This window comes from Candidatus Poribacteria bacterium, assembly GCA_021295715.1.
Taxonomy (GTDB): domain Bacteria; phylum Poribacteria; class WGA-4E; order WGA-4E; family WGA-3G; genus WGA-3G.
Genome location: JAGWBV010000113.1, coordinates 1 through 22454, shown reverse-complemented (window position 1 = coordinate 22454; position 22454 = coordinate 1). Strand labels below are relative to the sequence as shown.

The 22454-nt window shown below is 49.1% G+C and carries 22 protein-coding genes and 1 tRNA gene; 9 read left to right on the top strand and 14 right to left on the bottom strand.

The features are described from left to right. The 8 genes from J4G07_20485 to J4G07_20450 all read left to right on the top strand — a co-directional run. Positions 1 to 798 (top strand): phytanoyl-CoA dioxygenase family protein (locus tag J4G07_20485; protein ID MCE2416366.1); only part of this gene is annotated, 798 nt, incomplete at its 5' end. 48 nt (positions 799 to 846) lie between these two features. Next, entirely contained in the window at positions 847 to 1662 is an 816-nt protein-coding gene (locus J4G07_20480) for a phytanoyl-CoA dioxygenase family protein (protein ID MCE2416365.1), read from the top strand. Then, on the top strand, positions 1652 to 1819 hold the full coding sequence (locus J4G07_20475) for a hypothetical protein (GenBank protein ID MCE2416364.1): 168 nt from the start codon (positions 1652 to 1654) through the stop codon (positions 1817 to 1819). The genes J4G07_20480 and J4G07_20475 overlap by 11 nt, the downstream gene beginning before the upstream one ends. 3 nt (positions 1820 to 1822) lie before the next feature. Beyond that, a complete protein-coding gene (locus J4G07_20470) occupies positions 1823 to 3457 on the top strand; it encodes a thiamine pyrophosphate-requiring protein (GenBank protein MCE2416363.1) in 1635 nt (544 codons plus the stop codon). A 182-nt stretch (positions 3458 to 3639) separates the two neighbouring features. Next, on the top strand, positions 3640 to 4410 hold the full coding sequence (locus J4G07_20465; protein ID MCE2416362.1) for a LamG domain-containing protein: 771 nt from the start codon (positions 3640 to 3642) through the stop codon (positions 4408 to 4410). Positions 4411 to 4527: 117 nt separating this feature from the next. Continuing rightward, positions 4528 to 5316, top strand: coding sequence for a LamG domain-containing protein (locus tag J4G07_20460; GenBank protein MCE2416361.1), 789 nt, complete (start codon positions 4528 to 4530; stop codon positions 5314 to 5316). Positions 5317 to 5442: 126 nt separating this feature from the next. Continuing rightward, positions 5443 to 6135 (top strand): AAA family ATPase, encoded by a 693-nt coding sequence (locus tag J4G07_20455; GenBank protein MCE2416360.1) that lies wholly within the window; start codon positions 5443 to 5445, stop codon positions 6133 to 6135. Between the two features lie 413 nt (positions 6136 to 6548). Then, entirely contained in the window at positions 6549 to 7112 is a 564-nt protein-coding gene (locus J4G07_20450) for an AAA family ATPase (protein MCE2416359.1), read from the top strand. Positions 7113 to 7623: 511 nt separating this feature from the next. Here the strand turns inward: J4G07_20450 and J4G07_20445 are convergent. Beyond that, positions 7624 to 8280 (bottom strand): tetratricopeptide repeat protein, encoded by a 657-nt coding sequence (locus J4G07_20445; GenBank protein ID MCE2416358.1) that lies wholly within the window; start codon positions 8278 to 8280, stop codon positions 7624 to 7626. Between the two features lie 40 nt (positions 8281 to 8320). On the opposite strand from J4G07_20445, the gene J4G07_20440 reads away from it, so the two are divergent. Continuing rightward, positions 8321 to 9370: a Gfo/Idh/MocA family oxidoreductase gene (locus tag J4G07_20440; protein ID MCE2416357.1), complete on the top strand. Its 1050-nt coding sequence runs from the start codon at positions 8321 to 8323 to the stop codon at positions 9368 to 9370. A 4-nt stretch (positions 9371 to 9374) separates the two neighbouring features. Here J4G07_20440 and J4G07_20435 read toward each other — a convergent pair whose 3' ends face one another. The 13 genes from J4G07_20435 to J4G07_20375 all read right to left on the bottom strand — a co-directional run bounded on the left by J4G07_20435 (position 9375) and on the right by J4G07_20375 (position 21822). Further along, a complete protein-coding gene (locus J4G07_20435) occupies positions 9375 to 10340 on the bottom strand; it encodes a zinc-binding dehydrogenase (GenBank protein ID MCE2416356.1) in 966 nt (321 codons plus the stop codon). Between the two features lie 118 nt (positions 10341 to 10458). Next, complete coding sequence (locus J4G07_20430) at positions 10459 to 11481, bottom strand: 3'(2'),5'-bisphosphate nucleotidase (protein MCE2416355.1); 1023 nt, start codon at positions 11479 to 11481, stop codon at positions 10459 to 10461. A gap of 131 nt (positions 11482 to 11612) precedes the next feature. After that, positions 11613 to 12194: an aminoacyl-tRNA hydrolase gene (gene pth, locus J4G07_20425; GenBank protein ID MCE2416354.1), complete on the bottom strand. Its 582-nt coding sequence runs from the start codon at positions 12192 to 12194 to the stop codon at positions 11613 to 11615. Positions 12195 to 12332: 138 nt separating this feature from the next. Continuing rightward, entirely contained in the window at positions 12333 to 12923 is a 591-nt protein-coding gene (locus J4G07_20420; GenBank protein MCE2416353.1) for a GerMN domain-containing protein, read from the bottom strand. A gap of 75 nt (positions 12924 to 12998) precedes the next feature. Then, positions 12999 to 14165, bottom strand: a complete 1167-nt coding sequence (locus J4G07_20415) for an N-acetylmuramoyl-L-alanine amidase (GenBank protein ID MCE2416352.1) — start codon at positions 14163 to 14165, stop codon at positions 12999 to 13001. A 373-nt stretch (positions 14166 to 14538) separates the two neighbouring features. Then, the gene (locus J4G07_20410) at positions 14539 to 15216 is read right to left on the bottom strand and encodes a 50S ribosomal protein L25 (GenBank protein ID MCE2416351.1); all 678 of its coding nucleotides are present in this window, start codon (positions 15214 to 15216) and stop codon (positions 14539 to 14541) included. Between the two features lie 167 nt (positions 15217 to 15383). Continuing rightward, positions 15384 to 15455 (bottom strand) — tRNA-Gln (locus J4G07_20405). A 7-nt stretch (positions 15456 to 15462) separates the two neighbouring features. Further along, positions 15463 to 16353, bottom strand: coding sequence for a 4-(cytidine 5'-diphospho)-2-C-methyl-D-erythritol kinase (locus J4G07_20400; protein ID MCE2416350.1), 891 nt, complete (start codon positions 16351 to 16353; stop codon positions 15463 to 15465). Next, positions 16353 to 17216, bottom strand: coding sequence for a DUF4292 domain-containing protein (locus J4G07_20395; GenBank protein ID MCE2416349.1), 864 nt, complete (start codon positions 17214 to 17216; stop codon positions 16353 to 16355). The genes J4G07_20400 and J4G07_20395 overlap by 1 nt, the downstream gene beginning before the upstream one ends. Position 17217: 1 nt before the next feature. Then, on the bottom strand, positions 17218 to 18408 hold the full coding sequence (locus tag J4G07_20390) for an aspartate aminotransferase family protein (GenBank protein ID MCE2416348.1): 1191 nt from the start codon (positions 18406 to 18408) through the stop codon (positions 17218 to 17220). A gap of 89 nt (positions 18409 to 18497) precedes the next feature. Continuing rightward, positions 18498 to 19634 (bottom strand): mandelate racemase/muconate lactonizing enzyme family protein, encoded by a 1137-nt coding sequence (locus J4G07_20385; protein ID MCE2416347.1) that lies wholly within the window; start codon positions 19632 to 19634, stop codon positions 18498 to 18500. Between the two features lie 60 nt (positions 19635 to 19694). Further along, positions 19695 to 20504: a hypothetical protein gene (locus tag J4G07_20380; protein MCE2416346.1), complete on the bottom strand. Its 810-nt coding sequence runs from the start codon at positions 20502 to 20504 to the stop codon at positions 19695 to 19697. A 160-nt stretch (positions 20505 to 20664) separates the two neighbouring features. Next, positions 20665 to 21822: a Gfo/Idh/MocA family oxidoreductase gene (locus J4G07_20375; protein MCE2416345.1), complete on the bottom strand. Its 1158-nt coding sequence runs from the start codon at positions 21820 to 21822 to the stop codon at positions 20665 to 20667. Between the last annotated feature and the right edge of the window lie 632 nt (positions 21823 to 22454).

Here is a 22454-nt window from a genome sequence, read left to right as displayed (position 1 = left end):
CAGGTTGACACATTTCGTGAAAAAGGCTTTCTCCTCGGAAACCGTGTTTTAAGTGATGAACAGGTTGACGAATTGCGTGAAGAATTGGCGCGCGTTATTGATGACTATGAAAAAGACGAAGTCGCGCAGCCGGTGCGTATTGCCAATCTCGGTGGTAAGGAAGAGAGTCCAGTGTGGCAGATCGTCAATATTTGGGAAGCGAGTTCTGCTTATCACCGGTTGGTTCACAATCCAGTGATTGTCGAAGAGATTGGGCAACTCATGTCGGCGACAGAGTTGCGCGTCTGGCATGATCAAATCCAATACAAACCACCACAAGTCGGGGGTGTGAATCGTTGGCATCAAGATTCGCCGTTGTGGGGTATTCTCACCCCGAAAACGAGTCAGGTGAGTGCTTGGGTTGCCTTGGACGATGTTGATGAAAGCAACGGATGTATGCGTATGGTCCGTGGCTCCTATCACTGGGGGAGCCAGATGCCATTTTTACGCGAGGTTCCAGACATCGATTCGATGCCGAATCAATTTGAAGGTAACGCATTGGAAGTGGAACTTTGTCCTGTGCCGAAAGGGCATGTTCACTATCATCACGCCTTGACATGGCACGGATCGCACGACAACACCAGTGATGGACCCAGGCGTGCGATTGCGGTGCATTATATGACGAGTGAAACCCTTTACGATGAAGATGGCAATCACATCATGAAACGTTTTGTTACCGTCAAGGGTGGCGATAAATTAGCGGGACACCATTTTCCACTTGTAATGGATGCCGGAAAGACGACGAAAGCCAACATATAAGTCTTTTTTTGGCGCGACGAGAAATAGAAGGTATAGGAGGCAGTGGATATGCTCAGCCAAACCCAGGTTGACACATTTCTTAAGAAAGGTTTTCTCCTCGGAAACCGTGTTTTAAGTGATGAACAGGTTGAGGAGTTGCGTGAGGAATTGGCACGCGTTATTGATGATTATGAGAAAACCGACATTCCGCAACCCGTGCACATCGCCAACCTCGGTGGCAGAGAAGAAAGTCCGGTGTGGCAAGTCGTTAATATTTGGGAGGCGAGTTCTGCCTATCACCGACTCGTTCATAACCCGGTGATTGTGGAAGAGATTGGACAGCTGATGTCAGCGACAGAGTTGCGCGTCTGGCATGACCAGATTCAATACAAACCGCCGCATGTTGGTGGGGTGAACATGTGGCACCAAGATTCACCTTATTGGCCAATCCTTACCCCGAAAACGAGTCAGGTAAGTGCTTGGGTTGCGTTGGATGATGTTGATGAAGGTAATGGATGTATGCGTATGGTTCGTGGTTCTCACCATTGGGGCAATCAGATTCCGTTCCTGCATTCCGTCAAGGACATCCATTCGATGCCGGATCGCTTTGAAGATAACGAATTAGAGGTAGAGTTCTGCCCTGTACCGAAAGGACATGTCCATTACCATCATTCCTTAACGTGGCACGGATCGCATGACAACACAAGCGATAACCCTCGGCGTGCGATTGCGGTGCATTACATGACAGATGAGACGCTATACGATGCCAGCGGAAGCCATGTTATGAAACCTTTTGTTACCGTCAACGATGGTGATAAATTAGCAGGCGACCATTTTCCACTTGTGATGGATGACGGTGTGCCTACGAGTCCTAATGCCAAGTAGTTGTCGGTTATCGGTTATCGGTTATCGGTTAAAGAGAGATTTGTGGAATTCACGAAAAACGCAACTCTCAGAATCCCTTAATCGACTGCTGATTGCGACGCAAGCCGCGTGTGGGCTTGCGGGACAATGCCGACAGCGCGAAAAAAAGGAATATTAAAAAATGAAAGTTGTTGATGCAGTTGCGAAAGTCCTAAAAGCAGAGGGCGTAGAGTACCTATTCGCCTATCCTGTTAACCCGATCATCGAAGCGGCGGCGAAGTTAGACATCCGTCCGATTATCGTTAGACAGGAACGTATTGGGCTTCACATGGCAGACGCTATGAGCCGAATAACCTCTGGAGAGAAGATTGGTGTGTTCTGTATGCAGAGCGGACCCGGTTCCGAAAATGCCTTCGGTGGTGTCGCCCAAGCCTATGGCGATTCCGCACCGATTGTGGTTCTGCCGGGTGGTTATTCCCGAAGCGTAACACAAATCCAACCGAATTTCAATTCTGCCCTGAACTATCGGCATGTAACGAAGTCGTGTGAGCAGGTCACAATGCCTGAAGCTGTCCCGGAAGCGATGCGACGTGCCTTTACTCAAGTCCGGAACGGCAGACCTCGCCCCGCACTCGTGGAATTCCCATCAGATCTGTTTGGTGAAGATATTTCCGACTCCTTTGATCCGACACCGGTACCCACCGTGCGCTACGGACCTGACAGTGCTTCGATTGAGGCTGCTGCAGAGGCGTTACTTGATGCCGAGTGTCCTGTCATTTACGCAGGACAAGGTGTGCATTATGCCCAAGCCTGGGATTCTTTAAAAGAATTGGCGGAACTGCTCGGTGCACCTGTGACAACGAGTTTGGGTGGCAAGAGCGCATTCCCGGAAGATCATCCGTTAGCCCTCGGTTCTGGTGGACGCGCGATTCCGAAACCGGTGCATCACTTCCTTCAAAAAACGGATCTGATTTTGGGTATCGGGTGCAGTTTTACCCGAACCGGCTTTGGTGTCAGGATTCCCGATGGAAAACGGGTTATTCACGCGACGTTAGATCCAGCGGACATCAACAAAGATGTTCCCGTTGAAACCGCCCTCGTTGGCGATGCGGGTTTAATTTTAGATGGCTTGGTAGAAGCCGTTCGCGATCGTTCTAATGGGGCATCCGAAGAGCGCAGGGCTGCTGTCACTGGAGAAATCAGTGCGGTTAAAGCAGAATGGCTCGACCAGTGGAAGGCGAAACTCACCTCGGATGAGGTGCCGATGACTCCATATCGCGTCATCTCGGATTTGCTGCACACTGTCGATGTCAAAAACACGATTATTACGCACGATGCGGGAAGTCCGCGCGACCAAATGTCACCCTTTTGGCAGTCTGTCGCACCGCTCACCTATATCGGTTGGGGTAAGACGACGCAGCTCGGTTACGGTCTCGGACTCGCGATGGGTGCGAAACTCGCCCGACCGGATGCACTCTGTGTGAACGTCTGGGGTGATGCCGCTATCGGCTTTACCGGCATGGACTTTGAGACGGCTGTGCGGGAAAGAATCCCGATTCTCTCCGTGCTTTTCAACAATTTTTCGATGGCGATTGAGATCCCGATTATGCCTGTGTCTACCGAAAAATTCCGTAGCACAGACATCTCTGGGCACTACGCAGACATGGCGAAGGCGTTCGGGGGCTACGGTGAACGTGTCGAAACGCCTGACCAGATTATCCCGGCTATTCAGCGTGGCATCCAAAAAACACAAGAAGGCACTCCTGCACTTCTTGAGTTTATCACAGCGAAGGAAATTCAGATTTCTACGTTCTAAATGGCAGTCGGCAGTCAGCAATCGGCTATCAGTTTTAACCATCAACTCGTACTTTAGCAAAAGTATCAGTAGATGAGTTGATGGTTAAAGTTAAAAGACTGTCGCGCGAGTGACCGAAAACTGAAAGGTTCGTGTGGCAAACCTTACCGACAACTGACAACGAGAATAAAGGAGTCTACGGTATGAAACCGATTATCACGTTTTTTTTGGTCATTGCCCTATGTTTTAGTGTCAGCGCGTGGGCAATAAACGATGACGATGCACTCATGTTGTACTTCACTTTTGATGAAGACGACGGTGGCAAAGTTGTAGATGTAACAGGAAATAACATTGAAGGCACCCTTGAAGGTGCGATCTGGTCGAAAGACGGTAAGATTGGCGGTGCTGTGCATCTTGAAGATGACCAGCAGTTTGTGGAGGTTGACGCAGTCCCCGAACTCGACATTACCGATGGGCTCACGATTCAGGCGTGGTTTTTCCCTGAAGAGTCTCAGGGCGACTCTAACCTGATGGGACGTAGGAGTTCGGCAAACGTCGGCGGCTATTGTCTCCAATGGAGCGCGCAGTTTACCGGATCCCCACAAATTGAGACGTGGATTAACATCGGTGGGTGGCAAGGTTCTCGGAATAAACAGACCATTGAACCCGATTTGGAGGCATGGCACCATGTCTCTTCTACTTTCGATGGTGATATGATCCGGCAATATATTGATGGCAAGTTGGATGTCGAATTCGCACCACCGAAGGGTAAAATTAACAGCATTGAAGTCGTCTTTCGTATCGGTAAAGCACAAACAGGGTTGCCCGGTATGATTGGTTTGGTTGATGAGGTAGCCATTTACGACCGGGCACTCACCGTTGAAGAGATTAACCAAGATATGGAAAATGGCGTTTACTTTGCTGTATCTCCCAAGGATAAACTTGCCACAACTTGGGGCAAGCTGAAAATGTAACTCAATAAATATTCTCTGTCATAGCGGCAGTGCCATAATGCCTGCCTGTTGCCAAGTTTTACTAAAGGGGCGGGTTTTGACCTGCCCTTTTGTTCATTCTAAAAGGAGGAACTACCGATGAGAATCCAGATTCTGATGATGCTATGCGTTTTTTTAAGTCTATCTCTCTGCTTTGCAGGTTATGCTGCGGGCGGAAAAGGTAACGTGAAACAACTCGGCGAGAAATTATATGTCTGGCATTTCGATGAAGGCAAGGGGAAACAGGCTAAAGATGAGACTGCTGGCTTGGTCGGTGAATTCGACGGCGATGTGGAGTGGGCTGAAGGCATTTCAGGGAACGCCGTGCAAATGGCTGGTGAGGCCGGTAAAGCCGATTTCATAGATGTCGCACACTCCGATGAGCTCGACATAGATGAAGCCATTACGATGATGGCATGGGTTTACCCTGAAGAACTCCCAGCGGGTGGGCAGGAGAACAAGTTCACGATTTTCTACAAGAACACCTACTATCTGCAAATTGAGCCCGGTGCGGGACAGCTTGCTTATTACTTCTACGAGACCAGTAGTCCCGGTTACCATATTTCTGATGGCAAAATAAAGGCGAAAGAATGGTCGCATGTTGCCATTGCCTGGGATGGTAGCGAAGCCCGTTTTTATATTAATGGGGAATCCGATGGCACGGCTATCGCACAGAAGGGGCCTGGTCTAACCAGACCAGACAAGTCTTTGCGATTCGGTGGCGAAAATAACGGATGCTGCCCGCGTTTCTTTCAGGGTAGAATCGACGAATTGATGTTAGCCAACTACGCACTTTCTGAAGCAGACATCCAGAAAATCATCAACGACACCCTTGATGTTTCTGCCCGCGGCAAATTGGCAACTGTGTGGGGTAAGTTGAAAAGATAGTGTTGGCATATCTATCCACTGTTTGTTCTAAGTGAGGTGGGCGAGATTCATTCTCGCCCATTTTTCGTTGCAAATAGGTAGGAATAGACGTATAATTGGTTTAAAATCATCACTGGCAGGAAAACAATGCAAAAAACCGAGCGTGGACAGCAGCACCCAGATACTCACATTGTAGTGGAGAATTTTGGACCGATAGAAAAGGCGGAGATAGATCTGCGTCCGCTGACTGTTTTTGTCGGTGAGAGCAACACTGGCAAAACATATCTCGCCGCGCTCATTTATGCGTTGTATCAGAGTTTTGAAGGGTTTTCGCAATTTCCGTGGTCATCTAGGGCCAGTTCTTACTTAAGGTTCACTTACCGCGCTCGAAGTCGGTCCCTGGGGATTCAAGAACAGATAGATCTACAGGTAGAAACTATGGAGATGCTCGAAAAACTGAATACACATGGACGACCCTTCAAGTTTTCAGATTTACCCGATCAGATGCGGTTTTGGTTAGAATCTAATCTCAAGAAATCTACAGCCTTTGAAGATGAACTCCAACGATGTTTTGATTTGGAATCCATTTCAGAACTGATACGCTTCACCGATGGTGCTTGGAACGAACTGAAAGTTTCGCTAAACGTCCGTGAAGGAGATCGGCTCTTGTGGTCTTTTGACATTATGCACGATTCTGATTCCAACGCCACTGTAGACGGGTTTATTAACAAGGACATAGTTCTTAAACCAGCGAATGGTGAGGGACCGGAAGAAACACTGGATTTTGAAGATCTTAGGCGACTTTTTCGTGTTTCTAGTAGTCTGTCACATCTAAACTGACTTTCACTCCGTTCTACCTGCAGGAAATACCCAATCAAAAACACCTACAAAAAGTCAAAATAACGTTGACAGACTACTAGGTGGGAGACTTCGCAATTGCATTACTTACCTGCTGCTCGGGGTGGCATCGTGCAGAGCCGTCGTGTGATTGCTAGCTCTCTCATAGATTTTGTCAACAGCCGTATCGGTTTGGAAACTCTGTCTGAAGTTCCAGCGTTTTCAGGAGTGATAGCGGACTTTCTAAAACAGATTATTGATTACAAGGTACGGAACGGGCCCTCGGGTAGAATACTTGAGATCGCCGAAGCCCTAGTGCTGTGTCAGTTGGGTTGAAGGGATTTTCCCTGTAGGGGCAGTCCCTTGTGGCTGCCCACATCCATCATTTTAGGAGTGACACAGCCCTAGAGACAAATGTGCTACATGGAGAGATAAGGGTTTCAGAACCTGCAGCGGGATTCCCTGAATTCCGTTACCATCCACAGCAGGCAAAGCAATCTCTATCAATGAGTAGGTCATCATCAATGGTATCGGAACTCGCCCCACTTGTCTTGTTTTTACGTGGAATTATTCAACCTAATGATACGCTCATCATTGAAGAACCTGAAGCCCATCTACACCCCGCTGCCCAAACTAAGGTTGCATTGACTCTTGCTCGTTTGGTTCGAGCTGGTGTCCGCGTGATTATCACGACGCATAGCGACTGGCTCCTTGAGCAAATTGGCAATTTGGTTCGCGAAGGTGAAGTGATGAAGTTGGGAAAAAATAAAGCAGAACCGGAAACTTGGTTGACGAAGGAAGAAGTTGGTGCATGGTGGTTTCGCACAGATAAACCCGTGCAGGAAATCCCATTTGAACACATCGCTGGTATTGAACCAACGGAGTATGGAGAGGTGGCTGAGGAACTCTACAATCGTTCGGTGGACCTCCGAACTCAACTTGACGGGGCAACAGGAGGCACCCAGGTTGAGCCAGAGTGAGATTCTTGAAGATATCCGAGATCGGGTGGGTAGAGCGAACCTTTTTAATGGAAACTCGTTCAAACGCGGTCGATGTAGCGCAGACCTGACCGGTATCTCAGAAGATGATCGAGTTGTCGTGGATTTAGACAAAATATTTCCTGCTGGACAGCAGGGGAAAAATCAATGCGAATGCGTTCTCTTTTACTTTGACGATACCGGAAACTTGGTAGTTGTTCCAATAGAACTCAAGGGCGGTGATAGTGTTGATGCCTCAGAAGCAGCAGCACAATTAAAAGGTGGAGCCGCTTTTGCTATTAATTACACACCGAGAGGTGTTAAAAGCATCTGTGGCCCGATCCTGTTTTGCAGGAGTATTAGTACAGCGGAAGTTAAACAACTCAAAAAGCCCCAGTCAAAAGTGCCCTTCGGTGGGAAACCATTTGAGATTAAGACTACGCGTTGTGGTAACAAGTTGGCGGCTGGCTGTATTGCCTCGCATTCGCTAATCCAGATTAAAAACGCACAGGATTCAAGGAAGTTCAGACGCAATGCCTTTGAGCGCACCCTCTTGTTGTGCCAGAGTTTTGAGGTCCGGGTTGAGTGTTACTGCTTGCGTAAGCGAGTTTACCGCTTTCTGTGACTCACCCGTCAGGGCATAAGCACACGCGAGGTTGTAATGAAGCAGGGCGGTCTTCGGGAAAATTGCAAGGGCGCGTAGACATCCCTCGCGCGCGTCGGTTGGTAGATTCTGCCGGAGGTAGGCGGTCGTCAGGTTAACGTAGCCTTCCGCGATGTCTGGTGCCATCTCAATCACTTTCTTAAAGTTCTCAATAGCAGGAGCATGTTGCTCGTCATATAGATAGGCTTGCCCAAGGTTATTGTGAACCGATGGTTCTTTGGTGAAAAAGAGCGTGCGAGCCTTGTTTTTGATTGCCTTCTGATATGCTTCGATTGCTTGCTTGGCATCACCGTTGCGCATCAGAAAAGTTGCCTTCCGATAATGATCGTTGAACTGAGTTTGGTGGTGCCAGACCCAGAGAAACAAGACTGTCACTGCAAGGCAAAACGTCATACAGACGATTCTGAAAGTTTTGTTGGCAGGCGTCTGTTCTTCTTCTTGTTCTTCTGTAGGTGGATTTTCTATAATCTGGTTTTCGTTGGAAGTCATAATTTTTTTTAAACTCATGGCTGCAAATCTTCGCTTTCACAAAAGGAATACATAAAATATGAAGACTTACGGATTTGGTATTATTGGGTGCGGAATGATTTCTGATTTTCATTCCGCCGCAATTTCTGAATTGGAACATGGTCGACTCGTCGCAGTCAGTTCACGGAATGCTGAGAACGCCAAACGGCTCACGGATCGTTACAACGTTGACAGTTACGCTGATTATACCGAGATGCTCAAACGGGACGACTTGGATATTGTTTGCGTCTGTACGCCGAGCGGTGCGCATTTGGAACCGGCTGTCGCCGCTGCAGAAGCCGGTAAGCACGTTATTGTTGAAAAACCGTTGGAAATCACGCTACCACGGTGCGACCAGATTATTGAAGCGTGTGACGCAGCGGATGTCCGACTCTGTGCTATCTTCAATTCCCGTTTCACAGAAAGTACGCGGCTCGTTAAATCCACAATTGAGAGTGGACGGTTCGGCAAATTGACTTTGGGAGATGCCTACATCAAATGGTACCGTTCCCAAGAGTATTACGACAGTGGTGGCTGGCGCGGGACGTGGGACCTTGATGGCGGCGGCGCGCTCATGAACCAGTCTATCCATGCCATTGACCTACTCCAGTATTTTATGGGACCCGTTAAATCTGTCCAAGCGTTTACCGATACCTTAGCACACGAGCGAATAGAGGTCGAAGATACCGCTGTCGCCGCACTCCGATTTGAAAACGGCGCACTCGGTGTCATCGAAGGCACAACTGCCGCTTTTCCCGGTATGCTCAAGAAAACTGAAATCTCCGGCACACACGGAACTATCGTTTTAGCCGAGGAAGACATTGTAACGTGGGAATTCGATCCGGAACTGCCTGAAGACGTGGAAATCCGAGAGAAATTCGCCCAAAAAACAGACACCGGCGGTGGGGCATCCGATCCACGAGCTATTAACCATGCCAATCACCGACGGCAGATGGAAAACCTCATTAATGGGCTTGAACACGATGCCTCGCATCTCGTTGATGGACGCGAGGGACGCAAAGCCGTTGAGATTATTCTCGCTATCTACCAGTCCAGCCGTGATGGATGTCCCGTTGAATTGCCGTTGTAAATGGCTACTCGTAGTCGAAGACTATCTTAATCGCCTCATCTTTCTTATTCAGTGCCATCTCAAATCCGAGTTGTGCCTCTGTAAAAGGAAGATGATGTGTAATAATTGGGGACACATCTAAGCGTCCTTGGGCAATCATATCCATCGCCAGCGGGAAGTCATTCGGCGCGTCCGGTCCCACGGAACCGATAAATCTAATATTTTTCCGGAAGAAATCTGCGAAATGGAAATCGTAAATTTGGTCGTCTGGTACGCCGAAAGCGAGGAGTGTTCCGTCCCGCTTCAGGAGTTGAAGACACGCGTTGATGGTTTCCGTTTGGTGCCCAACGACCTCAATAACCAAATCTGCCATTCTGCCCTCCGTAATTTCCTCAACGGCAGCGACGGGATCTTCCTTAGCAGCGTTAATCGTGTGTGTAGCCTGCATCTTCTTGGAAACTGAAAGTCGGAAATCGACCAGATCCGTCGTAATCACTGTGCGCGCGCCGAGGTTACTCAGCATGTGTGTAAAGAGGAGTCCCATCGGTCCCTGTCCGATAACGACGGTGTCGAGATTAAGTAGGTTCGGCAGCTTCCGACACGCCCAAACAACCGTTCCAAGCGGTTGGGACATCAGGATGCAATCCTTTCGAGGGAAATCCGTCAACGGCAACGTAACACTTTCATCCGATAGGAAGTACTCTGAAAGCCCTCCGACGTAGCGTGGAAGCGCGAGGACTTCGTCTCCTGCCTTGAATTTATCCGATGTGCTTTCTGTAACGATGCCAATTGCCTCGTGAATTGAAAGTCCCGGTCCAAGCGGATAACTGTCCGCTGGATGTTCAAGGACGAACGACGGCATGTCAGTACCGCAGATGGCACTATGGGCGGTTTTTATCATCACTGTGCCATCAGGGTAATCGGCGAGGTTCGGTTGTTCTATGTCAACAATTTCGATCTGACGTGGTGCAACGATTTGCCCAGCTTTCATATTTTTATTTTTAGCCTCCTGCTCTAATAGTTTTCAGTGTATCGGTTATCGGAAACCATCGACTTTCAGCATACGGAACTCCGATTCCCGAAGGAAATTTTGGTGCAACAGACCCGTCTTAACCGACTGCTGACTGCTGACTGCTGACTGCCATTAAAACCTGTTGATGGAGTTTTCCGTTGGTTGCGATGATACCTCGATTCTCATGCATCCGTTTTCCTGTCAGAAAGTTGAGAGGAATGCCGTTCGCGTCTGTTACCGTCCCGCCTGCTTCTTCGACGACGATAAGTCCTGCAGCGTGGTCCCAGATGCATTCACGGTAATCCGGGTAATCCGGGTTCGGGAGACGGATGTAGAGCGACGCTTCGCCACGGGAAACGATGCCGTACTTCGCTTGGCTGTCCATGCGGACAGGGGGTTCTGTAATTCCGAGAGCATTCGCAATGCTACTGTGGGCATCACTGTCCCCGTGCGTGGACTCGACGCTCTCCGCGAAGCGATGGGTCGTTTCCGATACGTGTACTTGCTCTATAAAGTCCCCTGTTTTAGTGTAGAGCCGCGTGCCTTCACCGCGGATGGCGACAAAAAGGCATCCATGTTCTGTGTTTCCATTGTTCAACCGGTATGGCAAGTTTGGGCAGCCTAAAACGCCGAGTTGAACAGTACCGTTGACGATATAAGCTAAGGCGATTGCGTACTGATCCCGGCGAAGAAAGCCTTTCGTGCCGTCAATTGGGTCAAGTGTCCAGAAGTTCGGTCCAACTTCACCGCTTCCCCGATCAATCCATTCACAGACCGTCTCTGCCGAGTGCGGTGTGTCTTTGTAAAATCGGTTCACGTAACTGGTGACGCGTTCTAAGAGCGATACGTTTTCTTTTAGTGCCTGCGCGCTTTCCTCAGCAACGATAACGTCGTCGGGAAAAATGTCGCCGATTGCCTTGCATATCAGTGCCTGCGATCCGAAGTCGGCGACAGTTACAGGACTCCGGTCTATCTTTTGGATTGCATCTGTTGGTATCATCTCAGCTTGCACCTGTTCGCAGAGTTGCATGGCTTTTATCACAGCATCAATGGCGGTTTGTATCTTGGCTTTCAGCTTTCGGCTTTCAACCGTCAGCAAGGAGGATTTTTGATTTGTCATCGGTTCCTGTTGGTTTTATGGCGATCGGCTATCAGCGAGAAGAGGGTATTTTTAAACGAAAACCTCTTAAAACTGACGGCTGACGGCTGAAAGGGTTGCGTAGCAACCCGACCTGACGGCTGATGGCTATTTCAGCGTCTGTTAAATTGATTCATTGCTGTAAGAATATCATCTTTGACGAAGGTTTCAATGGCATCAACGGCGCGGTCGATGGTATGTGCTATCTCAATTCCTTCGTCTTCTGTAAAACTTGTAAGGACATAATCGGTTAAGTCGCCGATGGGTTCGCCAATGCCGATGCGTAAACGCGGAAATGCGGTAGTACCCAAATGATGAATAATAGACTTCATTCCCTTCTGGCCCCCGTCGCTTCCTTTTTGCCGCATCCGAAGCACACCGACGTCTAAGTGAATATCATCATAGACGACGCACAATTCCGAATGTGAAATCTCGAACTGTCTGATGAGTGCCGCGACAGCGATGCCACTGTTGTTCATATATGTCGTCGGTTTTGCGAGGATAATCGGTAGATCGTGCCATCTCGTCTGCATAACGAGTGATTTGCAAATTGATGTATGGGGCGCGGGGACCACCCCCTTCCTGCATTCCTCGTAGAGCGCGTCAATCACGCGAAAACCAACGTTATGTTTGGTCTGCTCGTAGCGGATCCCTGGATTGCCGAGTCCAACAATGAGTTTTACTTTCTTGTTCATAGAATAGCCGTCAACCGTCAGCGGTCGGTTGTCAAGATGTTAATTAATCCCATCGGTGGTTAGGAAGCCGCACCTACTGGGCGGGTGAATAGGTTCGGTTAGGAACCACACCCACGGATTATCTTAAATTGACACTTATTAAAACAGATGTAAAGGTTGTGAAAGGTTGAGGTGTCCCGCGAGCGTTTTCACTTCCTCGCCATCAATTAAAATCTGAACCTGTTCAATTTCATCAGGAAATGCGTCGAATACGGTTTTGAGAATTGCCGTAATGGTCAAAAGTTCGGCTGTTGTCCCGCCGATATGTCCATCCGTGAGATGGTTTGAAAAATCCAAGTATGCGGTTTGTTGGCTATCAATGTAGGCTTCGTTCAAGATTGTTCCGCGCGGGATAGTGTTTCTAAAGTTGGGTGGTGTTTCCTGAATGAGTGCTCTAACTATCTGACTCAAGCGTTTGGTAAGTTCGACATGGAGTCGTCGTTCGGTTTTAACTGGGACAAGCGTCAGAGCAGTGGTATCGAGGAGAAAAAGGTTAACCTCTTGTGGTGGTGGTGGTATGTCTGACGGATTAGCGGCGATGGGCAATGGGGGTGGAGCTATCGGAATCGCCGATTGCCTTGATCGTTCAATCAGGAATAATGTCACACCGAGACCAACTGCGATAAGGACCAAGGTTATTCCCCATATCACTAAAAGCCTTGAAAACCCTGCACTCCTTTTATGTTTCACCGTTTCGTTCCTTTATAGCGATCAACCGTCAGGACGGATTTTTCAAAAAATCCTTTCAGCAGTTAGTAGAAGCGGTTATCGTTTAAGAACATCTTTTTGCTGATTGTGACGCAAGCCGCGTGTGGGAGACCTGCGGGACAATGCTGATTGCTGACTGCTGATAGAAGAAATATATCGTTGGAAAGCACGGACAATTGCTTCGGCAATGCCTGCGATATATTCAGACTTAGAGAGTTTCTCTAAGTCCTCCACGTTGGAAAGGTAGCCAAGTTCCAAAAGGACCGCTGGCATATAAGTTTCGGATAATGCTACCAACGGGAGTTCGGTAATCTCCGCTGGTGTTTCCGTCAGAAAATTCAATTCCGTTTGGAGCGCGTCTGCGAAGTCTTGGCTCTGCTTTAGAAAATTAGCTTGCGCAAGGATTTTTAACCGCTGTCCTGTAAGTGCTGACTGGTCATTACTTGGAAATCGAAGCTGTCCTTTAGGGTTGTTGAGGTAAATCTTAATTCCTTTTTCATGTGGTGAAAAAGATGCGTTACAGTGTAGGCTGAGAAAGAGTTGTCCTTTGTTCCGTTTGGCAACCTGAATGCGCTCAAAGTGCGTCTTTTTCGTATCTGTCTGGCGTGTGAGGTAGACCTGTATTCCTTGCTCTTTGCTGATCGAAGAGAGTTGTTTTGCGAGTGAAAGCACGATGTCTTTCTCAAGGAGTCCCGTACTACTTTCGCATCCGCGGTCGTCTGCACCGCCGTGTCCTGGATCGATAATAATTGCCCAATTCACTGGATTATCTGTCGCGGTTGGTGTCCATGTTCCCTTGGGTCTCAGTTGGACCCTTTTCAAGTTGGAATTGTAAAGAGCTTCGAGGTTGTAAAAATCTGGTAGGATTTGCGTGAAAAAAGCGATAGGCAACATCGGCTGCTGCGCCATAATTATCGGAGGAGCCGGAAGCGTATGTGTCATCCCGCTGGGATCGATACCGACGGTCGGATGTCCGATTTGTAACCGGATTTGCTTGTCTTTGGTTTTCAGGGTAAGTCTTTTTCGCGGATGATTGTATTGATCCGTCATGTCGGGATCGAATACCTGTCTGACGGCATCAACGGGGAGGTAAATTTGCTCTGCTTGGAGTTGGGCAGCCACCTCGGCGATGGTTTCTCCATTGGCATCGATGAAGCGAACGGAAAGTTCTTGGGCAATGCCGTTGAGTGCGATAAGCCACGTGAAGATGCTTAAAAAAAGCACGCTAACCGTTTTTCTAATGTTCCTTGCGGTTCGGCTTTTAATTGTTCCTTGCGGTTCGGTCAGGTGGGTTTGATAAATGAACGGTTTCCTTTCCGTATATCCGTTCTCCATTTCATTATGAACTATCCACTTTGGTTTACCCAAGACAGCAGCCTGCAGCATCAGCGCAGGCGGATTTGATAAACGCAGTTCAAAGTCCAAACGCACGTTGTTACTCCGCAAGGTAAAATTAAAAACTTTTCCGTATATCCGCTTTCCACTTCGTTCCAAGCTGCGCGCTTTGTTTAGGAAGCGTCGCGATCGGGAGATCGTTCCTATCGGTTAAGTGCGCTGTGGGTTTTATTTCATGCTGTGATTCTTTCGTTTGGACACGTTATTCGTCGTCGTCATCATCGCGCCTACGAGAAATAATTTCTGGTTCCGTAGGTTGTTCTTCAGCGGCTTCCTCATCTTCTCCTTCGCCATCTTCAGCCTCTATTACTTCTTCTTCCTCAATGCGTGGTTGGCTCACCATCGCGATAATCCGTTCCAATTCGTCTAAAATCTCAACGTTCTCGTCCAGATTTAAATCGCTCATGTGGACAGTGTCACCGATATCCAAATGGCTCACGTCGACGGAGATCTCCGTCGGTATTTGCATTGGCAGACAGTGAACAGTCACTTCGCGAAAAGGGGTTTCAAGGATTCCGCCCTCCTGAACCCCGAGTGGGTTGCCTACGAGCACTACCGGCACGGCTGATGTCACGGGTTCATCTAAAGAGATTCTGATGAAATCCGCATGCATTAACATCTGTTTATTCACCGGATGGCGTTGAATTTCTTTGATAATGACAGGTTCGGTGTTGCCGGTACCGATTTCCATATTGATAATGACGTTTTCACCGTGGGTTCGTAGGAATTGTTTGAAGATTCGCGCGTTGACTTGGATCGCCACGGTGTCTTGTGCACGACCGTACAGCACAGCAGGGACTGCGCCCTCTTTCCGAAGATCCCGAGCGCTCTGCTTTCCAAAGGTGTTACGTTGTTGAACTTCTAATTTTGCTTGTTGCATCTTTTAATTATACCTTGCGGTTAAATGACGTAGGTTTGAACTTTGATGTGTTTTTCTTAAATCCGCGCTCCATTTCATTACGCGCTACGGGTTTTGGGGTTATCAAAAATCTACACGAGCTGGAAAGGCATATAGGTCAAAACCCTAATCATTGAAAAAACAGGAGACAGGGCGGGTAGGATTCGAACCTACGCATGCAGGTTCCAAAGACCTGTGCCTTACCGCTTGGCCACCGCCCTTTAATCATTAATATACAGACACACCGACGGGATTGGTTACCGTGGTTGTACAAAAATTGGCTCTGTCTTTGAAGTGTGATTCACACCGACGTGCTACGTCACCGTTTTGCATCACGGCGAACACCGTAGCACCGCTCCCCGACATCAGCGCGCCACAAGACCCAGTCTGCGTAGATAACTCAGTTTTTAGCGCGGCAATTTCCGGATATTGGGAAAAAACCGGAACCTCAAGGAGGTTGTATAGGTTTTGCCCGATGCTAACGACATCACCCTTCTCCAAACAAGCCTGTATAATTATACCTCTTTTTTTTCTTGTTGTCAAGGAAAAATTCAATTTCTTAAATACATTTGCTGTCGAAATTTCGATGCCGGGATTTAGAAGGAGGAGCGGTACATCTGAGAGCGCAGGAAGGCGCGTTAACTGATCGCCGATGCCGAGTCCCAACGCAGCACCGCCATGCAAGCAGAAGGGGACATCTGCACCCAACTGTGCTCCAAACTGCATTAGGGTCTCCTGTGTGAAATTTAACCCGAAAAGGTCGTTTACCCCGTGGAGGACGGCAGCGGCGTTTGCACTTCCGCCTGCGAGTCCAGCCGCAACCGGAATCCGCTTATGGATGTCAATCGCAATCCCGTCAATACCGCCTACTGAATCACTGAGGAGATTCGCGGCGCGATATGCTAAATTACGTGAATCACACGGAATCCTTGGGTGTTCACAGTGAACTGTTATGCCCTTTGTTGCCTGTTTACGGATGATGACATCGTCGTGCAACTCGACTGAATGGAAGATCGTTTCGAGGTTATGATAGCCATCCTCGCGCTTGCCGACGACATCCAGATAGAGGTTAATTTTCGCATGCGCACGGACCCTTATCTCTTGCACGATTTTGCCCACTACTCTCTTAATTCTGACAACGGAATAATTTCGACATCCTCGCCCAGAAAGGGTTCGGGATCAAACTTACTGTCACTAATCTCGACGTTCAGTTCGACTTTGGCAATTTTCACTGCGACCCGCGTCTGTTCGAGTGGACGTTCGATTTCCACCTTGTGGGGTCGGAGGATCCCGCTCACCTCACGATAATCAGCGAAAGTGGCGCGTTGTTGAAGTGTGCCATTTTCATCGTGGATATGCCACTCTGTAACTCGTGGTTCACCCTCACGAATAAAGAGCGTGATGGTCTCCACCTGCCCACTTTGAGCACCGGGACGCTTAAGGATGAATTTCGCTCCGGAACTTTCAACAGATATGAAGTCAGCAGTGCGTTCGTCAAGAAACGGATTCGCGAAGATTGCACTCAACACATCTGACACGCGTAGATCGACACCGAAAATTTCTCGCAAAGCCCCATCGGATAACGGTCCCAGGTATGCCTTCTGCTCGTTCACAAGACGGAGTAGAAATTGGTTCTTGTCCTGATTGGCAATTGCGATGCCGCGTGGTTCGTTCATTCCGCCGAGTGCTTGGATGTGGAGCAGCTCCCCGCCGTTCTCCGATTTTTTATACCACAACAATTCTCGGAGTTCCTCACTCCGGTCGCCTTCCTCGATCCTGACCATCATTCGGGTGATCTTTAAGGAGCCGGTCAGGTCGTATCTCGCTTGCAGTGTGTTGAGGATAGCGTCCAATTCCGTGCGGGTTGCGGGTGATAATTCAATTGGGGTCGTACTACCCGTGCATCCCATGACTGCAAGGAGAAGGCAGAACACATAGATTTTTGCCCATGCGGTTACGTCAGGCTTTTCGATGTATCGCATCTTACAGAGTTTCGGACATCGATTTTTCGACGATGTTAACGGCTTCCTCAACGTGACCAGCGTTGATATTGAGCGGTGGTAAGAACCGAAGGACATAATCATTGGTGCAGATGGTGACCAACCCGTTTTCAATACACTGCGCGGCGAGCGGTTTCGCATCGACTTCCATGACTAAACCGCGAAGTAAGCCCTTCCCACGTACTTCTTTGATTGGGTACTTGTCCTTGAGTTCCATCAGTCCGCCGGCAAGGTAATTCCCCATTTTAACGGCGTTCACGGCAAGGTTTTCTTCCAGAATGGTTCTGATGGTTGTGGATGCCGCCGCCGTGACTAACGGGTTTCCTCCGAATGTCGCGGCATGAGTGCCAGGGACGAAACTCTCTGCTATGGGGCGTTTCGCTAACATCGCACCGATGGGGACACCGCTACCGAGTGCCTTTGCCATCGTAATTACATCCGGCACAACGCCGTAGCTTTGGTATCCAAAAAAGGTACCTAATCTCCCCATCGCAGTTTGGACTTCGTCGAACATGAGTAACAGGTTATGTTTGTCACAGAGTTCTCGTAACTCTTGGAGATACCCATCACTGGGCATATTAACGCCGCCTTCAGACTGGATCGGCTCGACTAAAATGGCGCACGTCTTCTCACTGATGGCAGCTTCGGTTGCTTCGAGATCATCGAAGGGGACGTATTTGAAGCCTTCGAGCATCGGCTCAAACCCGACATGATATTTCGTTTGTGCTGTGGCGGTAATCGTCGCCATCGTCCGTCCATGGAACGAATTCTCCATTGTTATGATTTCGTAGGCATCTGTTCTACCACTGTCCTTGGCGTATTTTCGCGCCAGTTTAATCGCCGCTTCGTTCGCTTCGGCACCGCTGTTACAGAAGAAGCACTGATCCATGTCTGAGTTGTCTATGAGCAATTTCGCGAGTTCTGCCTGCGGTTGAATATAGTAGAGATTGGATGTGTGCAGCAGTTTGCCTGCCTGTTCACGGATGGCATCGACGACCTTCGGGTGGCAGTGCCCTAAGCCGTTGACAGCGAGCCCACCGAGAAAGTCGAGGTATTTTTTGCCGTCGGCATCCCAGAGGTAGGGACCCTCGCCTTTGACGAAGGCAAGGCTTCTGTCACCGTAAGTATTAATGATATATTCCGTCGCCATCTCTTTGATTTCAGCAGTTGTCATTCAATTTTCTCCTTCATTTTATCGGGATTGGGTGTGCATAAGTGTTTAAATGCGGAACGGCACACGGAGTGTGCCTGCTACCTTTAAGATTACCAGTTCGTGTAGGCACCATCGTCGCGTTGATAGCCGTGGGGTGGTCCATATTCTTGTGTTGAGACGTTGGTAAGTGCATCCTCATTGAATTCAATGCCAAGTCCCGGACGTTCGGGGGGTAGGAGATACCCTGATTCCCACGGCACTTGCACCGGGAACACGTCGGTTAGCGAGGACATTGGGGCACGTGGGAGTTCCTGCACGCCGACGAGTGACGATGACAAACAGAGATGCAGACCCGCTGCAGCGGATACAGGTCCCAACGGGTTGTGTGGTGCTATATGGATATAGTGCGTTTCGCACCATCCAGCAATTTTACGTGCCTCCGTTAACCCACCGGCAATGCAGAGATCGACGCGGCAGTAGTCCATGAGGTCTTCTTCGATGACTTCTCGGAATGTCCACTTGCTGTCGAATTGCTCGCCGACGGCGAGTGGCACCGAGGTCTGCTGCCGAAGCCGTCTGAGGCTCGCGGGGTTCTCGGCTCGAAGCGGATCCTCAATGAAGAACGGATTGTACCGTGCGACCTTGTTACAGAAATCAAGGCTGTCTGCTGGATCGAGACGGGTATGCACGTCAATCAGTATTTCGAGATCATCGCCGAATGCCTGACGAACGGCTTCCACCTGCTTAAGGGTGTTTTGGACGGCGCGTCTGGGTTCAAACGTCCCCCCACTGTCAGAATGATCAACCACACTCCACCGGACAAACTTCCAACCGGCTGCGTAGGTTTGTCGGCAACTCTCGATGATTGCATCAATTGAGCCGCCGCCGTTATGTGGATAACAGACGACTTTATCTCTCGTGCGTCCGCCTAACAGTTCATAGACGGGAACGTTCAAGGCTTTTCCTTTGATGTCCCAGAGTGCGATGTCTACGGCACTCACTGCCGAGGATTGGACGACACCTCCGGGGAAAAATCCACCTCGGAACATCACCTGCCATAAGTGCTCGATTCGGAACGGATCTGCGCCGATGAGAAAGGGTTCAAATGAGCGAACGACTTCGGCTAAAGCGAGTGAGCGGCGGCGAAGTCCACCCTCACCGACGCCATAGATACCTGCATCGGTTTCGACCTTTACGAAGAAGTGTCCATCTGCTGAAACAAAAGATTTCACATTTGTAATCTTCATATTTTAATTGTTCCTTAAATTGAAATCCATAAATTCACTCTGTTCAACCCGGCCGACTTACTACACAGCATCCAGTGTTGGTGTATTGTCCTGACAGTGAACAGGTCGGAAGAGTGTCTGACGTTTAAACGGCATCTCTTCGACGTGTTTCGGATGCGGTTCCCATTTATGCCATTTGTTTCCAACCGTATTATAGCAGTGGAAGATTGCGACCCGATCAACGGTTTCGTCCGTCCACTTCGCGCCTGTATGCGTGATGGCTTCTGTGAAAATAAGCATGGAGCCGGCGGGACAGGTGTAATCCTCCCACAGCGATGAATTGCGATCTTTCGTTGACTGGGGTGCAGGAAACGCACCTTTGTGACTTCCCGTGAGGAACATCGTGCCACCCCCACCTTCCTGAACAGGATTGAGTTCCCAGACGACGCGCGTCAGTCCACTGTGTGCGCTGTCATGGTGGAGATGGTAGGTGTGCGAGTTGCCGGGAAAGTTGAGCATCCCACGCCCGCCGTGCGGACTGAAATTGTCGTGTCCGTTCGGACGAATCGTTAGGAACGTGCCTTCTAATCGGAATCCGTAACAGTTCTCGTTCGCATAACCCGATGTAAGGAATTCGTTCATGAATCCGAGCACAACTGGATGATCGGTTAGCCCTTCAAGGGGACCCCCGATGGGAGAGCGGTGGTGTTCAGGAATTATTGATTCGGGTTTCTGTTTGAGTTGATAACAGAACTCACGCATCTCTTTAACCTCGGTTTGGCTGAGGATGCCTGGGAACAGAAGCCATCCGCGCGTATCAAAGAGAAACCGTTGTTCTTCCGTCAGTGGAATCGGCGGTAGATTGTCAGCATTCGTCGTAGGATTCGGCATGATTTCGTCCTTCAAGTGGCTGTCGGCTATCGGCTATCGGCTATCGGTAAGAGGATTTCGGTAACAATCTACCGTGCTCTGGAATATTCCAAGTTTACGAAGATTGGTACAAACCCACCTCTTTGCTGACCGCTGACTGCCGATTGCTGACTGCTGATAACTATTCATACAAACGTTCGTCTTCTAATGATAGCCAGGTCCCGTAATCGCGAGGCATATCCCTTATTTCACCCAAACCGGCTTCAGTACGCCACCGCAGCAACGGATGCTCTCGGTTTTTCTGGGGCAATTCCACACGTGTGCCGTAGACGGCGGACTCAAAGATTCCCATGAGAATCTCAATGACATGGCGACCCTCTTCGCCATTAGATTCGTGTTCACGGTCCTCGTCTAATGCGTTCACATATTCGTCAACGAAGCAGTAGTCATCGGCGTTGGCACCCTTGTCTGGGTCAAAATGGTCTGGATAGATAGACGCGAGTGCCTCCCATTTGTCATGCGTGCCGTCAGGAACGAAATGTGGTGTAGGTAGCCACCACGAACCTTTCAATTCCGACCAGAAGAGTCTCCCTTCAGTGCCGTAGAGTTCCATGACATACGCATCGGTGTCTACCTTCGGGAATCGGTGCTGGATGAGGGTACCGGTGACGTTTCCGTCGAATTGGAGTGTTGCTGTGGTGTATTCACCTGCGACTGTGCCCATGCCAGCCGGTGAAGGAAGCACATCGTCGTGTGTGATGGCGCGTCCACCCGTCGTCGCTTGTGCCACGACGCTTCGGCAGCGTCCACCGAAACGCATCATGTTGTTAACAACATGTGTTCCGATGTTCATTAATCCATAACCGGCGTAGTAACCTTTTCCACTGGCATAGATATAACGGAGGTCGCCAATTTTTCCTTCGTCTAATGCTTTTGCAACTGCCTGCATTGAAGGACTCGTGCGGCGTTGATGATGCACAGCGACGCGAGCGTTTTTCGCTTTCGCCTTCGCCAGTACCTCATCCGCTTGGACGAGATCGATGCAGAGGGGTTTCTCCACTTCGATGTTCACATCGTGTTCAAGGACGCGCATGCAAAGCGGATAGTGTGCCTCTGTTGCGGTGGGGATTGCGACAATATCAGGAGCCGTCTGTTGGATCATCGCGTCTAAATCGGTGAAATGTGCGGAGACGTTCACGATGTCGCCAAGGGCATCTAACCGTTCTTGGACGAGGTCGCAGAGAGCCACGATTTCAGTGCGCGGATGTGCATGATATGCCTTTGCTGCTGAGGTGCCGCGACTCCGACACCCTAATATGGCAACGCGATAAGTTTTCATTTTTTAATTTTACCTTGCGGTTTGATCAGGTGAATTTGTTCTTTCACGTTCTTTTGCGTTTATCCGCCTGCGCCGTTGTTGCAGGCTACGTTTTTTACTTATACTTTCCTCGTAACAATTAAGTTTCTTTAAAGTCTCGGACTCGTTCTGATATTAATGTGGTAATGTTAACGTATTTGGGATTTGCTGTCAAGTTTTTTGTCGGATGGACAGAGGTATTCAGGAATCAGTTATCGGTTGTCTGAATCAGGATTTTCAGAATTCAAGGATTTACAGGATTACATCCCTACGTATTTCTATATTTCACCATAATTTCACAGTTTTCATAGCAAAGCAAGAAATCAATAGGTGTCGTAAATGGCGATAAACCCTGATCCTCACTGGGTTTTAGAAGGTTCTCATCAAAGGGTGCTGTGACGTTGCTATGAAAATTGCTATGAAAATTTCACACCCATCTATGTCTGTCATAAAACTTTCTCGGTGCTGGACAGATCATTGTATATCTTTGTGTAAATGCTCCGAACGCCCTGACTTTCGCGGGACTTCACGGAGGTTTTTGCGGACTCTATGTTAATGGCTTGGAGGGGGATGTTGACCTCGATGAGTTTTTTTCGGTAAGTGGGCATACGTCT